The sequence below is a fragment of the Streptomyces sp. NPDC096012 genome, assembly GCF_040426375.1.
GTDB lineage: Bacteria > Actinomycetota > Actinomycetes > Streptomycetales > Streptomycetaceae > Streptomyces.
The window spans coordinates 118,903-133,161 of the sequence record NZ_JBEOTD010000010.1 but is presented as its reverse complement, the minus strand read 5'-3'; the positions used below and the strand labels follow the sequence as shown (position 1 = coordinate 133,161).

Below are 14,259 nucleotides of genomic sequence, written 5' to 3'. Positions count from 1 at the left end.
ACGCCGGTCCCGGGCACGCCCCCGGGAAAAGGGCGTGACCGTGGACCGGCGAAATGGGGCTCGCTACTTCTTGGAGCCGGCGGCCTTGCCGAAGCGGGCCTCGAAGCGGGCCACACGGCCACCGGTGTCGAGGATCTTCTGCTTGCCCGTGTAGAACGGGTGGCACTCGGAGCAGACCTCGGCCCGGATGGTGCCGGAGTCGATGGTGCTACGAGTGGTGAACGACGCACCGCAGGTGCAGCTGACCTGCGTCTCGACGTACTCGGGGTGGATGTCGCGCTTCAAGGTTTCTCCTAGGTTTCGGGAGGGCGCCGGGTCGCCGCCACGGGATGCGGGAGCGTGAACCGGAGCCGACGTACCAGTCTGCCAGGACTGGGGCCATCCACCCAAACCGGGGGTGCGGTTGTTCTATTCCTGGCGGTGGGCGGGTGCGCGCCGCGCGGGGCCGCGGGCCCGTCGGGCGCGGGCGGGACGGCTGGCGGCGGCTCGCTCGCCCGCTTCGCTGTCCGGCGCCGCTAGCCGGCGCTCACCACGCCCTTGGCCGAGCCGGTGGCCGTACCCCGGGTGGCCGCCTCGGGGATCGGCCTGTCGTGCTTCAGGGCGTCCCACACCAGCTGGGCCTTGGTCTTCTCCAGCAGGACCCGGTTGGGGTCGGCCGGGTCGTACCGGACCGGCATCGTGACCATCTTCATGTGGGACGAGCCGATGCCCTTGAGACCGTCGGCGAAGTCGATCAGGGAGTTGACCGAGCCGAGGTCGGAGTCGGTGGTGACGGCCTTGGTGGCGGTGTCGGCGAGGTCGTACAGCTTCTTGGGGTCGGAGAAGACGCCGACGTGCTTCACCTGGTCCATCAGGGCCTTGACGAACGCCTGCTGGAGCTGGATGCGGCCCAGGTCGGAGCCGTCGCCCACGCCGTGCCGGGTGCGGACCAGGCCGAGGGCCTGCGCGCCGTCGAGGGTGTGGGGGCCCGCCTTGAGGTTCAGGTGGCTCTGCGGGTCGGCGATGTTCCTGGCCGTCGTCACGCGGACGCCGCCGAGGTCGTCGATGAGCTTCTGGAAGCCCTGGAAGTCGACCTCGAGGTAGTGGTCCATGCGGATGCCGGTGATCGACTCGACGGTCTTCATCGCGCAGGCGGCACCGCCGGTGGAGTACGCCTCGTTGAACATCACGCCGGACGCGGCCGGATGAGCGGTGCCCTTGGTGTCGGTGCACTGCGGGCGGTCGACGAGGGTGTCCCGCGGGACCGAGACCACGCTGGCCTTCTTGTGGCCCTGGTAGACGTGGACGATCATCGCCGTGTCGGAGCGGGCGCTGCCGTCGTCGACGCCGCCGCCGAGCTTCCTGTTCTTGCCGGTGCGCGTGTCCGAGCCGAGGACCAGGATGTTCTCCGAGCCGTTGTCGATCTTCGCGGGGCGGTCGCCGCGGAGGGCCTGGTTGATGTCGACGCTCTTGAGGTTGCCGTTGAGCTTGAAGTAGACGTACCCGGCGCCCGTACCGCCCAGCACGACCAGACCCGCGGCCGTCCAGGCCGTGACGAGCAGGGCCTTGCGGCTCCCGGTGCGGGGCCTGCGGCGGCGGCCCTTGCCACGACGGTGGGGGCCGGTCTGGGCCGGATCCGGTATGCCGGGCTCCGGCGTGCTCTCGGCGGACACATCTCTCCCAGGTCTCGTCGGTGTCGGTTACCCCCTGCTTTCAGGGTCAGGCGCGGTCGTCACCGCTCCATCGTCGCTCCGCCGGGTCAGACGGAGAAACTCGGCAAAGGGTTGCACAGCGCCCTGTGCCCACCGCGTGCGGCGACCGGCACGGACCGTAGTCGGCACAGTCCGACAGAACCGCGCTCACCTGCGGTTTCCGGCGCGGTGGCCGTACGGCGCCGACCGGCTCCCGTGTGGCAAAGGTCTCGGCACCCGGGGCGCACCCCGGCCGGCGCGTCCACGCGCACCGGGCCGCCCCGTCAGCCCGCACGTCCACGCACGCACCGGCCCGCCCGATCGGCGTGTACGTCAGGCGCACACCGGTCCGCCCGATCGGCGCGCACGTCAGGCGCACACCGGTCCGCCCGATCGGCGCGCACGTCAGGCGCACACCGGCCCGCCCGATCGGCGCGTACGTCCACGCGCACCGGCCCGCACTCCGGGCACGCAAAGGGGCCGCCCCCTGTCATCGGATGACAGGGGGCGGCCCGGACGTGCTCGGTGCTACGGCGTTCAGTCGCCGTTGCCCGGAGCCGGCGTCGACTTCTGGATCTGCATCAGGAACTCGGCGTTCGACTTGGTCTGCTTCATCTTGTCGAGAAGCAGCTCGATCGCCTGCTGCGAGTCGAGCGCGTGCAGCACCCGGCGCAGCTTCCAGGTGATGGCCAGCTCGTCGCTGCCGAGCAGGATCTCTTCCTTACGGGTACCGGACGCGTCCACGTCCACCGCCGGGAAGATGCGCTTGTCGGCGAGCTTCCGGTCGAGCTTGAGCTCCATGTTGCCGGTGCCCTTGAACTCCTCGAAGATCACCTCGTCCATGCGGGACCCGGTGTCCACCAGCGCGGTCGCGAGGATGGTCAGCGAGCCGCCGTCCTCGATGTTCCGCGCCGCACCGAAGAAGCGCTTCGGCGGGTACAGGGCGGTGGAGTCGACACCACCGGACAGGATGCGGCCGGAGGCCGGCGCGGCCAGGTTGTAGGCACGGCCCAGACGCGTGATGGAGTCGAGCAGCACGACGACGTCGTGGCCCAGTTCCACCAGCCGCTTGGCGCGCTCGATGGCCAGCTCGGCGACCGTGGTGTGGTCCTCGGCCGGGCGGTCGAAGGTCGAGGAGATGACCTCGCCCTTCACCGACCGCTGCATGTCGGTGACCTCTTCCGGACGCTCGTCGACGAGGACGACCATCAGGTGGCACTCGGGGTTGTTGTGGGTGATCGCGTTGGCGACCGCCTGCATGATCATGGTCTTACCGGTCTTCGGCGGGGCCACGATCAGACCGCGCTGGCCCTTACCGATCGGCGACACGAGGTCGATGATGCGGGTGGTGAGCACACCCGGGTCGGTCTCCAGGCGGAGCCGGTCCTGCGGGTAGAGCGGGGTCAGCTTGTTGAACTCCGGTCGGCCACGGCCGTGTTCGGGCGCCATGCCGTTGACGGAGTCGAGGCGTACCAGCGCGTTGAACTTCTCGCGGCGCTCGCCCTCCTTCGGCTGCCGGACCGCACCGGTGATGTGGTCACCCTTGCGCAGGCCGTTCTTGCGGACCTGGGCGAGGGAGACGTACACGTCGTTCGGGCCCGGCAGGTAGCCGGAGGTCCGGATGAAGGCGTAGTTGTCGAGGATGTCCAGGATGCCCGCGACGGGGATCAGGACGTCGTCCTCGGCGACCTGCGGCTCGGCGATCTCGTCGCGGCCACGGCGGCCACGGCGGTCGCGGTAGCGGCCCCGGCGGCCACGGCGGCCGCCCTCGAAGTCGTCGTCGTCCTGCTGCTGGCGGTCGCGGTCCCGGTCCTGCCGGCCGCCGCCCTGCTGCTGGCCGCCCTGCTGCTGACGGTCCTGCCGGTCCTGGCGCTCCTGCCGGTCCTGGCGGCCGCCGCCCTGACCCTGCTGGTCGTCGCCCTTGTTACGGCGGTCGCGGTCACGGCCGCGCTCGCGGCGGTCGCGCCGGCCACGGCCCTCGCCGTCACCCGCGTCGCCCTTGGCGTCACCCGACTGCTGGGTCGCGTTCGTCGTCTCGGCCCTGGGCTCGCTCTTCGCCTCGGCGGCGACGGTCTCGGCGCTGCCCGCGGCGGGGGTGCCGGCCTCCGCGGTGGCGCGGCGGCGGCGGCGCTCGCTCGGGACGTCGTCGCTGGCCGGCTGGCCGGGGATCTCGATCTGCTGCTGGGCCACGGCCTTGTCGGCGGGCGCCTCGCTGGGGGCCTCGGCCTTCTTGTCGCCGTCGACGGCCTCGCCCGTGCGGGCCTTGGAGGTGGTCCGGCGCTTGGGCTTGGTCTCGGCGGCGTCCCCGGCCGGGGCGGACGCGGCCTTGGCGCCGCCGCCGGCCTGCGCCTCCTTGATGACCTCGATCAGCTGGCTCTTGCGCATCCGCGCGGTGCCCCTGATGCCGAGGCCCGAGGCGACCTGCTGCAGCTCGGCCAGCACCATGCCCTCGAGGCCGGTACCGCGGCGCCGCCGGGAGCCGGCACCGGTGGCAGGCGCGGAGGCGTCCGTGGAGGGCGCGGCAGCGGTCTCCTCGACACGTGCGCCCATCAGATCGGTGGTGTCGCTCACGAAGGGTCCTTCCCTGGAGCGGACGTCGGCCTGTCTGGCTCGGCGACCGGTTGTGCTGTCCGGCTACGGTCCTGTCTTCTGCGAACCGTGCCGGGGCGGTGGTCCGCCAAAGCGGCGGAAAGAGATTTGCTGGTGATGGCGCTGCCGCGAGCCGTGGCACCTGGTGTCACGTGGCGTGGTAGCACCAATTCCGGAGCGTGCCCGGCGACCCGCTCAGTGCCCGCATACGACGTACTGCCCAGGTACGGCGCAAGGGACACGGAGTGGCTTGGGAGGCTCCCGGAAGAATGTCTGTCCCGGACGGGGACACAAGGCACCTCGCCATGGTGGGGTCGGGTGCAGACTTGAGGTTAACACTACCGGATCCAACAAACATTCCCCCTCTCGAAATCCGGCAACCGTGTCTCAGGTCGCAAGCGGCAGCACGCTCGCTCCCTGCAGGTCCAGGCTCAGCCGGTTGGCGGCCCAGTCGGTGCCGGCCAGGGCCTCCACCTTGTCGGCGGTGCCGACGTCGGTGAGGGCCATGACGGTGGGTCCGGCACCCGAGATCACGGCCGGGATGCCGTCGGCCCGCAGCCGGTCCACCAGTGCCGCGCTGTCCGGCATGGCCGGGGCGCGGTACTCCTGGTGGAGACGGTCCTCGGTGGCCGGCAGCAGCAGCTCGGGGCGCCGGGTGAGGGCCTCGACGAGCAGGGCGGCGCGGCCCGCGTTGGCGGCGGCGTCGACGTGCGGCACGGTGCGCGGGAGAAGGCCGCGCGCGGTCTCCGTCAGGACCGGCTTACCGGGCACGAAAACCACCGGAACGATGGAATCGTTCGGCTCCATCCTGATGGCCCGGGCGGCGCCGGACTCCATCCAGGACAGGGTGAAGCCGCCGAGCAGACAGGCCGCCACGTTGTCCGGGTGGCCCTCGATCTCGGTGGCCAGCTCCAGCAGCGCGGCGTCGTCCAGGCGGGCCTCGCCGCCTATGGTCACCGCGCGGGCGGCCACGATCCCGGCGCAGATGGCGGCGGAGGAGGAGCCCAGGCCGCGGCCGTGCGGGATGCGGTTGGCACACACGATCTCGAGCCCGCGCGGCTGTCCGCCCAGCAGGTCGAAGGCGGTGCGCAGGGCGCGGACGAGCAGGTGGCGTTCGTCCCGGGGCAGGGTCTCGCCGCCCTCACCCGCGATGTCGATGTGCAGCCCGGAGTCGGCCACCCGGACGACCACGTCGTCGTAGAGCCCCAGCGCGAGACCCAGGGCGTCGAAGCCCGGGCCGAGATTGGCGCTGGTGGCGGGTACGCGCACCCGGACGGCGGCGGCGCGGAACGCTGGACCGGCCATCGCTCGTTGACTCTCCTTGAGCTGCGTGCGGTCGGACGACGGTCGAAGGACTCGATGGCATCCGGCCGATGTTCGGTGGACATCCGATGACGTACGAAGACCCGTCGGGCCGCGGAGACGGCGCGGCGCCGTGCCATACACGCGGGGGCATATGCGGTAGGCGGGTTCGGTACAGCCTATCGAAGGAAGGTTCTGTGGCGACATAGGGCGCACAGGAGGCGCACGATGCGTGTCGTCGGCCCGTCGTGCTCCGTGCCGGGGCGGCCCGGGGCTCCCCGTCGGGAGCCCCGGGCCGCCGGCGGTCAGGCGAGTCCGAGGCGCTCGGCGGCGGTGGCCGCGTCGACCGGAACGGTGACCGGCTGCGGGGCGCCGGCGACGGCCCAGTCGGGGTCCTTCAGGCCGTTGCCGGTGACGGTGCACACGATGCGCTGGCCCGGGTCGACCTTGCCCTGCTCGGCGGCCTTGAGCAGACCGGCCACGGAGGCGGCGGAGGCGGGCTCCACGAAGACGCCCTCCTGCGCGGCCAACAGCCGGTAGGCCCGCAGGATCTCACGGTCCGTCACCTCGTCGATGAAGCCGCCGGACTCGTCGCGCGCGGCGAGGGCGTAGCTCCAGGAGGCCGGGTTGCCGATGCGGATGGCGGTGGCGATGGTCGACGGGTCCTTGACCACCTCGCCCCGCACGATCGGGGCGCTGCCGGAGGCCTGGAAGCCCCACATGCGGGGGGTCCCGGCGGCGATGCCGTCGGCGGCGTACTCCCGGTACCCCTTCCAGTAGGCGGTGATGTTGCCCGCGTTGCCGACCGGGAGGACGTGGATGTCGGGCGCGTCGCCGAGCATGTCCACGATCTCGAAGGCGGCCGTCTTCTGGCCCTCGATCCGCACCGGGTTCACGGAGTTCACCAGCGCCACGGGATAGTTCTCGCTCAGTTCCCGGGCGAGGGTGAGGCAGTCGTCGAAGTTGCCGTCCACCTGGAGGATCTTCGCGCCGTGCACGAGGGCCTGGCCCATCTTGCCCAGGGCGATCTTGCCCTGCGGCACGAGCACGGCGGAGACCATGCCGGCCCGTACGGCGTACGCGGCCGCACTGGCGGAGGTGTTGCCGGTGGAGGCGCAGATGACGGCCTTCGCCCCCTCCTCCTTGGCCTTGGAGATGGCCATGGTCATGCCGCGGTCCTTGAAGGACCCGGTGGGGTTCGCGCCCTCCACCTTCAGGTGGACCTCGCACCCCGTGCGCTCGGAGAGCACCTGCGCGGGCACGAGGGGCGTGCCGCCCTCGCGGAGCGTCACGACCGGCGTGCTGTCGGAGACCGGCAGCCTGTCCCGGTACTCCTCGATGATTCCGCGCCACTGGTGAGTCATTGCTGGTTACTCTCCTTCAACCCGCATGATGCTGGCGACACCCCGCACGGTGTCGAGCTTGCGCAGTGCCTCGACGGTCCCGGTGAGGGAGGCGTCGGAGGCCCGGTGGGTGACGACGACGAGGGAGGCCTCGCCGTCCTTGCCCGATTGCCGAACGGTGTCGATCGACACCCCGTGCTCGGCGAAGACGGTGGCGACCTGGGCGAGCACACCCGGCTTGTCGGCCACGTCGAGGCTGATGTGGTAGCGCGTGACGACCTCCCCCATGGAGGAGACGGTCAGGTCCGCGTACGCCGACTCGCCGGGTCCGGTGGTGCCGCTCAGCCGGTTGCGGCAGACGGCGACGAGGTCGCCGAGGACCGCGGAGGCGGTCGGCGAACCGCCGGCGCCGGGGCCGTAGAACATCAGCTGACCGGCGGCGTCGGACTCCACGAAGACGGCGTTGTACGCGCCGCGCACGGAGGCCAGCGGATGGCTGAGCGGAATCATCGCCGGGTGCACGCGCGCGGTGACGGACGCCCCGTCCTTGGCGCGCTCGCAGATGGCGAGCAGCTTGATGGTGCAGCCCATCTCCCTGGCCGACTGGAAGTCGGCGGCGGTGACCTCGGTCATGCCCTCGCGGTAGACGTCGTCGAGACGCACGCGCGTGTGGAAGGCGATCCCGGCGAGGATGGCGGCCTTGGCGGCGGCGTCGAACCCCTCGACGTCGGCGGTCGGGTCGGCCTCGGCGTACCCCAGGGCGGTGGCCTCGTCGAGGGCCTCCTGGTAGCCCGCCCCCGTGGAGTCCATCTTGTCGAGGATGAAGTTGGTGGTGCCGTTGACGATGCCGAGCACCCGGTTGACCTTGTCCCCGGCGAGGGACTCGCGCAGCGGCCGGATCAGCGGGATGGCGCCGGCGACGGCGGCCTCGTAGTACAGGTCCCGGCCGTGCTCCCCGGCGGCGGCGTGCAGGGCGGCGCCGTCCTGGGCGAGCAGCGCCTTGTTGGCGGAGACGACGGAGGCGCCGTGCGCGAAGGCGGTGGTGATCAGCGACCGGGCGGGCTCGATCCCGCCGATGACCTCGACGACCACGTCGAGGTCGCCGCGTTTGACGAGGGCGGTGGCGTCGGTGGTGACGAGGGCGGGGTCGATGCCCTCGCGCACCTTGCCCGGCCGCCGTACGGCCACGCCCGCCAGCTCCACCGGGGCGCCGATCCGGGCGGCGAGGTCGTCGGCGTGCGTCGTCATGATGCGCGCCACCTCTGAGCCGACCACTCCACAGCCCAGCAGCGCCACCTTCAGCGGACGCGTACGCATCATCCGACCTCGTTTCCTCATACCGTCTACGGTTGGACCAGTCTCACTCACCGGACGGGAGTTTCTACCCTTCGTCCGGATCGTGAGACATCTATTTCATTTGCACGGCGGCCGAAGACCGTAGATCTTCCACCCCCGGTGTTCCGGGCCGTTCCCTGGTGCCCCCGCCCCCGAGGTGATCCTTTTCCGGCGCCTTCCCGGGGGTCTCGCGGGAATCTCGCGGGGGCCTCCCCGGGGCCGCCCGGGAAATCCTTGCGGGGGTCTCCCGGGGGTCGCCCGGGAAATCCTCGCGGACGTCTCCGGGGTCGCCCGCGGTGTGCTCACCCGACGTCGAGACGCAGGAGGTCCTCCTCCGTCTCCCGCCGGACGATGGCCCGGGCCTCACCGTCGCGCACGGCGACGACCGGCGGCCGGAGCACGTGGTTGTAGTTGCTGGCCATGGACCGGCAGTACGCACCCGTGGCCGGTACGGCGATCAGGTCACCGGGCGCGAGGTCCGCGGGCAGGAACGCGTCCTTGACCACGATGTCCCCGCTCTCGCAGTGCTTGCCGACCACGCGGGCGAGCATGGGCTCGGCGACGGAGGCCCGGGAGACGAGCGCGACGCTGTACTCGGCGTCGTACAACGCGGTCCGGATGTTGTCCGACATCCCGCCGTCGACGGAGACGTACGTACGCAGCCCCTCCAGCGGCTTGACGGTGCCGACCTCGTAGAGGGTGAAGGCGGTGGGGCCCACGATGGCGCGCCCGGGCTCGACGGAGATGCGGGGCGTCCGCAGCCGGGCCGCCTCGCACTCCCGGCCGACGATCTCGGTGAGCGCCTTGGCGATCTCGTGCGGCTCGCGGGGGTCGTCGTCGCTGGTGTAGGCGATGCCGAGGCCGCCACCGAGGTCGATCTCGGGCAGTTCGACCCCGTGCTCGTCCCGGACGTCCTTCAGCAGCCCGACCACCCGGTGGGCGGCGACCTCGAAGCCGGACATGTCGAAGATCTGCGACCCGATGTGGCTGTGGATGCCGATCAGTTCGAGCCCGTCGAGCGTCAGGGCCCGCCGTACCGCCTCGGCGGCCTGCCCGCCGGCGAGCGGGATGCCGAACTTCTGGTCCTCGTGGGCGGTGGCGATGAACTCGTGCGTGTGCGCCTCCACCCCCACGGTGATCCGGATCTGGACCTTCTGCCGCTTCCCGAGGGACTGCGCGGTGTGGGCGACGCGCACGATCTCCTGGAAGGAGTCGAGGACGATACGTCCGACGCCGGCGGCGACCGCCCGCTCGATCTCCTCGGCGGACTTGTTGTTGCCGTGGAAGGCGATGCGCTCGGGGGGCATGCCGGCGGACAGCGCGGTGGCGAGCTCGCCGCCGGAGCACACGTCCAGGTTCAGCCCCTCCTCGTCCAGCCAGCGCACGACGGCGCGCGAGAGGAATGCCTTGCCGGCGTAGAACACGTCGGCGTCGGCCCCGAAGGCGGCACGCCAGGCGCGGGCCCGGGCCCGGAAGTCGGCCTCGTCGAGGATGTAGGCGGGGGTGCCGAACTCCTCGGCGAGCCGGGTGACGCCGATCCCGCCCACGGTCACGACACCGTCGGCGTCGCGGGTGACGGTCTGGGCCCACACCTTGCGGTCGAGGGCGTTGAGGTCCGTGGGCGGCGCCGAGTAGTGCCCCTCGGGCAGGACGTCGGCGTGGCGGGGCCCGGCGGGGTGCGCGGAACGGCTCATGACGTGACTCTCAGACTCTCTGTGTCTCTCCGGGGCCCATGTCTTCCGCGGCCCTCAGAGGTGTTCGGGTGCGTCGATGCCGAGCAGGGACAGGCCACCGGCCAGCACCGTCCCGACGGCTTCGGCGAGAGCCAGCCGGGCACGGTGGGCGGCCGAGGGTTTCTCCTCACCGCGGGGAAGCACGGAGGCCAGCAGAGGCAGCACGGCATCGGCAAGGCTGACCAGATGCCGGGCAACCCGGTCCGGGGCACGGTGGGTGGCGGCCGCGGCGAGGATGCGGGGGTGGTCGGTGAGGGGGGTGATGAGGGGGCGGACGCTCGGGGGAGCGCCGGGGGCGCTGGGGGCGCTGGGGGCCGGGGGTGCGGCGGGGTTCCTCGGGGCGCCGGAACCGATGGGCACGCCGCCGTGCGGCCGGGTCGGGTGGGCCCCGCCGGCCTCGCGAGCACCGGCGGACGGCTGCGCCGGGGGGCGGCCGAGGGTGACGGGGGCGGGCTCGGCGGGGAGGCCCGGGCCGGACTCGCTGTGCGTGCGGCCGAGGGTGACGGGGCTGGGCTCGGCGGGGAGGCCCGGGCGGGATGTAGTGCGGGTGCAACCGAGGTCGACGGGGCCGGGCTCGGCGATGGGGCCCGATCCGGACTCGCTGTGCGTGCGGCCGAGGGTGACGGGGCTGGGCTCGGCGGGGAGGCCCGGACGGGATGTTGTGCGGGTGCAACCGAGGTCGACGGGGCCGGGCTCGGCGGTGAAGCCCAGGCGGGCGGCGTTGCGGCTCAGGGAGCGGATGCGGGCGTGGGCGTACCGGACGCGGAAGAGGGGGTTGCTCTCCCGCTGGACCAGGTGGTCGGCGGTGATCCGGGGCCGGTCGTGCGGGGCGGGGTGGAGGAGCGCCCACTGGGCGGCGTCGGGGCCGAGCGGGGCGGGGTCCTCCGGAGCGGGTACGGGCCGCAGGTTGACGGGCTCACCGTGCTCGACTGTGGCCCGGCCGCCCTGGGTGGCCACGATCCGCACCACCGCGTCGGCGACGACCTCGGCCCGGACCTCGTAGGGCACGCGCAGCGCGAGGACCTGCCCGGCAAGCGCGTCACCGTGCCCGTAGGCGGTTCCGCGCTCGCGGATCTCCCGGACCAGGCCGGTGAGGAGGTCGACCTGCGCGTCGAGGGTGATGTTGAGGAACCCGGGCCCGGTGACGACGACGTCCCGGATACCGTCGGCGCCGGCGAGACGGGCCCACAGGATCTCGGCGACCCGCGGCGGCGGCATCCCGGCCGGCCGGGCGAGCTGGAGGGCGATGTTGGTGGCGTAGTCCCCGCATCCTCCGGGCCCCGGCTCGGTCACCACCACCCGCTCGGGAACGCTCACACTCAGCTCCCCGTCGTCCACAGCACGACGCACCGCGCGCAGCACGGTACGGGAGAGCTCGACGGGGGTCACGGGACAAGCGTAGGGGAGGAGGGGGGCGGGTAGGCGAGCCGGTTCAGCCTGTGGAACGGGCGAATGGCGGACGGTACGGGGATTCCCATGCCGGAGCCGGACCCGCTGGTGGCGGAGGGCCGCGGAGACCAACGGCCAGGGAGACCTACGGCTACGGGGCTACGGGGCTACGGGGCTACGGGGCTACGGGGCTACGGGGCTACGGGGCTACGGGGCTACGGGGCTACGGGGCTACGACACACCCTGGCCGGGCGCGGAGGGCGCGACACTCCGGGTACCGAGAAGATCGCGGACGCGAAACCACGTGCCTGGTGCCGCGACCGGCACGCCCTCTGGCACCGGCAGCGTGGGCCTCGGTGTCGGCGTCTGTCCCCGGTCCCGGCGTCGGCGTCGGCGACAGACTTAGCCGCTAGTCACCGCCTCAGCCGCGCTACCCGCGCCGAAGAGGATCGCACCGCGGAACCTCGTCCGTGACTGAGCCGCTATCCACCGCCGAAGGAGATCCCACCCGGCACCTCGCCGGGGACACCGTCATCGTCGGCTTCTCCGTCACCGCCCCCACCGGACCCCGGCTCGCTTCCCCGCCGCCCACGCGCCTCTCTTCCACGAGCAGGACCTCCGTGCTCGTCACCCACATGCCCTTCATCCGCACGCCCGTCTCCGGGCGCGGGGCCTCCGTGCCCATCAGACGCATGTCCGCCACCATTGCCGGCGCCTCCAGGACGTGCGCCTCCTCGGTGCCCATCTCCCCCGGGCCCGGCCCGCCGGCCGATCAAGTCCTTGACGAGGCGCACGAGTTCGGCCGGCTCGAAGGGCTTGGCGAGGAAGGCGTCGACACCGACGTCGAGGCCGGTCTCGACCTCGTACTGCGTGCACGCACTGATGATGGCGAGGGGCAGGTGATGCGTACGGGGATCGGCGCGGAGCCGGGCGGCGGTGCGCAGGCCGTCCAGCCGGGGCATGACGACATCGAGGGTCACGACATCAGGCCGTACCTGATGCACCACATCCAGACACTCGGCACCATCGGCCGCGGTCACGACCTCGAGCCCTTCAAGCTCGAGGTTGACCCTGATCAGCTGGCGGATGACCTTGTTGTCGTCCACAACAAGCACCCGGCCCGACGCGCCTGACACACGTCGAGAGTAGGTCCGGACCGGCCACCGCGTCCGGGTTTTCCCCACTTCCACCCCGTACAGGCGACTGCAGTGCCACCCGCGAGAGGACCTCCCGCCCTCCGCGCCCACCCCCGCAGAGGACCCGCCCTCCCCCACCTCCACCCCGGACATGGCCCTGCACTCCCCCACCCCGACGAAACGGGTTCCTGATCACCCCGCCGGACCTGCTAGTGTTCTACCCGTCGCCGCGAGCGAGCAGCTCAACAACCGACACGCCCCCGTAGCTCAGGGGATAGAGCAACGGCCTCCGGAGCCGTGTGCGCAGGTTCGAATCCTGCCGGGGGCACCCAGCATGAGGTGCCCAAAGACCCCGTCACCAGCGGAAACGCTGAGGCCGGGGTCTTCGCGTATGTGCAGGCGTGTGCGGCCCGGAGCGGGTGTATGCCGGGGTCTGTGGACGAGGCGTGGACGGGATCTTGGAGCATCACCGCAGGTGAGGCCCATGAAAGGGCGAGGCCGGCACCGGCGCCAGGTGCCGCCGCCTTGATACACACCATCACGCCACCAAGGCGACCAACGGGCTCCCACGAGGACTGCCGACACCTAATCGTGGTTGTTGCTGCGGGCTTGGCGTGCCGCCTCCTCGCGCTGCTTCCTGAAGTAGTCGTCCTTCCGCTTGATGGCACGCCGGCGCCGCGCCTCCTCTTCCTGCCGCTTCCTTGTCTCGTTCTGCAACTTCTCCGCTGCAGCCCTGAACAGCGGGCTCTTCACCACGTCGTTTTTCATCAGTACAGCCAGTCCCGAGACCACAGCCGCACCCGCCAGACCAGTCAGCGCCATCAGCTTCGCGTTCTTCATTCGGTGGTCACCCCTCAGCCCTAAGACCTCGCCCGCCAGCCGCTGTCCACCAAATCAGGTGTGGCTCCAAGCCTGACGGTGGCGAGCAACGCTGTACACCCGTTCCACCTGGTCGGCCGTGAGAACGCCTGAGAGCGGACCAAGGGCCGATACCTGGCGCTCCTGATACACCCTGACATCGAGCTGCGTAGCGACCACCTTCAGCTCGGTCACACCGACGAAGACGAGCACCGGCTCCACCAGTACCGGGAAGTCGCAATAGCGCTCAAGCACTCGGGTGACCCGCTTGGCCTCTGCCCGACTCTTGCGTGCGTAGGGCGCCGGTTTCCCGTGATCGACTTTTACGGAATCGTCCCCGACCCATACGGCTCGCTTGTGGTGGTGCTTCGTATTGATGCTGAACACTCCGCCCGGCCCGATCAGTAAGTGATCGATATCCACTTTGTTGGCCAAGGGGACGGAGTGCAGGACGCGCCAGCCGTGGCGCCCCAAGCGGTTCAACTCAGCTCCCACTCGGCGCTCCCCCGCCAACCCCTTTCGCCAGGGGTCCCATTCCGAGGGCCGCCGCAGAAGCCGTGAGACGACTCGCTCCATTAGACCCGGTCCGGATTCATCGAGCAGATCACGTATGGACTTCCCGGGAGGGTTGTTGGCCAGGTCGTCGGCCGGCGTCAGAGGCGGCAGCATCGGACGCGCCTGAACCTCCGACGCCCTGTCTGGAGGGACAGGCTCGGTGAGGTTCTGTAAGTGCTTCGCGAGCACGGCGATCACGTCGTCACGACACTCGGCCCGCAAAACCGTGATGTCCCCCGTCGTGACGTCCGCCCAACCGACCGCTGTGCCATCAGGCAGGTTGGCGTACAGGCGATCATGCCCGTACCGCTTCCAGCGCGTGACGTGCAGTTCCATAAGGCTCCCTGTG

10 protein-coding genes, 1 tRNA gene and 1 pseudogene are annotated in these 14,259 nt (G+C 71.3%); 1 reads left to right on the top strand and 11 read right to left on the bottom strand.

The window, feature by feature from the left end; translation table 11 throughout:
• Nucleotides 1-63 precede the first annotated feature (63 nt).
• From rpmE to ABVB68_RS13300, 9 genes and pseudogenes are all read right to left on the bottom strand, one after another.
• On the bottom strand, nt 64-285 hold the full coding sequence (rpmE, locus tag ABVB68_RS13340; protein ID WP_030042685.1) for a 50S ribosomal protein L31: 222 nt from the start codon (nt 283-285) through the stop codon (nt 64-66).
• Between the two features lie 230 nt (nt 286-515).
• Nucleotides 516-1,652 carry an LCP family protein gene (locus ABVB68_RS13335; RefSeq protein WP_353601172.1) on the bottom strand — a complete coding sequence of 379 codons (1,137 nt, stop codon included), beginning with the start codon at nt 1,650-1,652 and terminating at the stop codon, nt 516-518.
• Nucleotides 1,653-2,207: 555 nt separating this feature from the next.
• Complete coding sequence (gene rho, locus ABVB68_RS13330) at nt 2,208-4,241, bottom strand: transcription termination factor Rho (RefSeq protein WP_353601171.1); 2,034 nt, start codon at nt 4,239-4,241, stop codon at nt 2,208-2,210.
• 405 nt (nt 4,242-4,646) lie between these two features.
• A complete protein-coding gene (gene thrB / locus ABVB68_RS13325) occupies nt 4,647-5,564 on the bottom strand; it encodes a homoserine kinase (protein WP_353601170.1) in 918 nt (305 codons plus the stop codon).
• 302 nt (nt 5,565-5,866) lie between these two features.
• Nucleotides 5,867-6,925 carry a threonine synthase gene (gene thrC / locus ABVB68_RS13320; RefSeq protein ID WP_353601168.1) on the bottom strand — a complete coding sequence of 353 codons (1,059 nt, stop codon included), beginning with the start codon at nt 6,923-6,925 and terminating at the stop codon, nt 5,867-5,869.
• A gap of 6 nt (nt 6,926-6,931) precedes the next feature.
• Nucleotides 6,932-8,224, bottom strand: coding sequence for a homoserine dehydrogenase (locus tag ABVB68_RS13315; protein WP_353601167.1), 1,293 nt, complete (start codon nt 8,222-8,224; stop codon nt 6,932-6,934).
• Nucleotides 8,225-8,541: 317 nt separating this feature from the next.
• Nucleotides 8,542-9,933 (bottom strand): diaminopimelate decarboxylase, encoded by a 1,392-nt coding sequence (gene lysA / locus ABVB68_RS13310; protein WP_353601166.1) that lies wholly within the window; start codon nt 9,931-9,933, stop codon nt 8,542-8,544.
• Between the two features lie 54 nt (nt 9,934-9,987).
• The gene (nrtL, locus tag ABVB68_RS13305; RefSeq protein ID WP_353601165.1) at nt 9,988-11,361 is read right to left on the bottom strand and encodes an ArgS-related anticodon-binding protein NrtL; all 1,374 of its coding nucleotides are present in this window, start codon (nt 11,359-11,361) and stop codon (nt 9,988-9,990) included.
• A 689-nt stretch (nt 11,362-12,050) separates the two neighbouring features.
• Nucleotides 12,051-12,545 (bottom strand): annotated as a pseudogene (locus tag ABVB68_RS13300) (response regulator); the annotation flags it as partial.
• A gap of 208 nt (nt 12,546-12,753) precedes the next feature.
• Here ABVB68_RS13300 and ABVB68_RS13295 point away from each other — a divergent pair.
• A tRNA-Arg gene (locus tag ABVB68_RS13295) sits at nt 12,754-12,825 on the top strand.
• Between the two features lie 257 nt (nt 12,826-13,082).
• Here ABVB68_RS13295 and ABVB68_RS13290 read toward each other — a convergent pair.
• Together ABVB68_RS13290 and ABVB68_RS13285 are read right to left on the bottom strand one after the other, a co-directional pair.
• The gene (locus ABVB68_RS13290) at nt 13,083-13,337 is read right to left on the bottom strand and encodes a hypothetical protein (protein ID WP_353601164.1); all 255 of its coding nucleotides are present in this window, start codon (nt 13,335-13,337) and stop codon (nt 13,083-13,085) included.
• Between the two features lie 54 nt (nt 13,338-13,391).
• Nucleotides 13,392-14,246: a nuclease-related domain-containing protein gene (locus ABVB68_RS13285; protein WP_353601163.1), complete on the bottom strand. Its 855-nt coding sequence runs from the start codon at nt 14,244-14,246 to the stop codon at nt 13,392-13,394.
• Between the last annotated feature and the right edge of the window lie 13 nt (nt 14,247-14,259).

What these genes read in the sequence shown, in the direction of transcription:
- thrB (WP_353601170.1), bottom strand. Translation starts at nt 5,564, where the DNA reads ATGGCCGGTCCAGCGTTCCGCGCCGCCGCCGTCCGGGTGCGCGTACCC.
- thrC (WP_353601168.1), bottom strand. Translation starts at nt 6,925, where the DNA reads ATGACTCACCAGTGGCGCGGAATCATCGAGGAGTACCGGGACAGGCTG.
- ABVB68_RS13315 (WP_353601167.1), bottom strand. Translation starts at nt 8,224, where the DNA reads ATGATGCGTACGCGTCCGCTGAAGGTGGCGCTGCTGGGCTGTGGAGTG.
- lysA (WP_353601166.1), bottom strand. Translation starts at nt 9,933, where the DNA reads ATGAGCCGTTCCGCGCACCCCGCCGGGCCCCGCCACGCCGACGTCCTG.
- ABVB68_RS13290 (WP_353601164.1), bottom strand. Translation starts at nt 13,337, where the DNA reads ATGAAGAACGCGAAGCTGATGGCGCTGACTGGTCTGGCGGGTGCGGCT.
- ABVB68_RS13285 (WP_353601163.1), bottom strand. Translation starts at nt 14,246, where the DNA reads ATGGAACTGCACGTCACGCGCTGGAAGCGGTACGGGCATGATCGCCTG.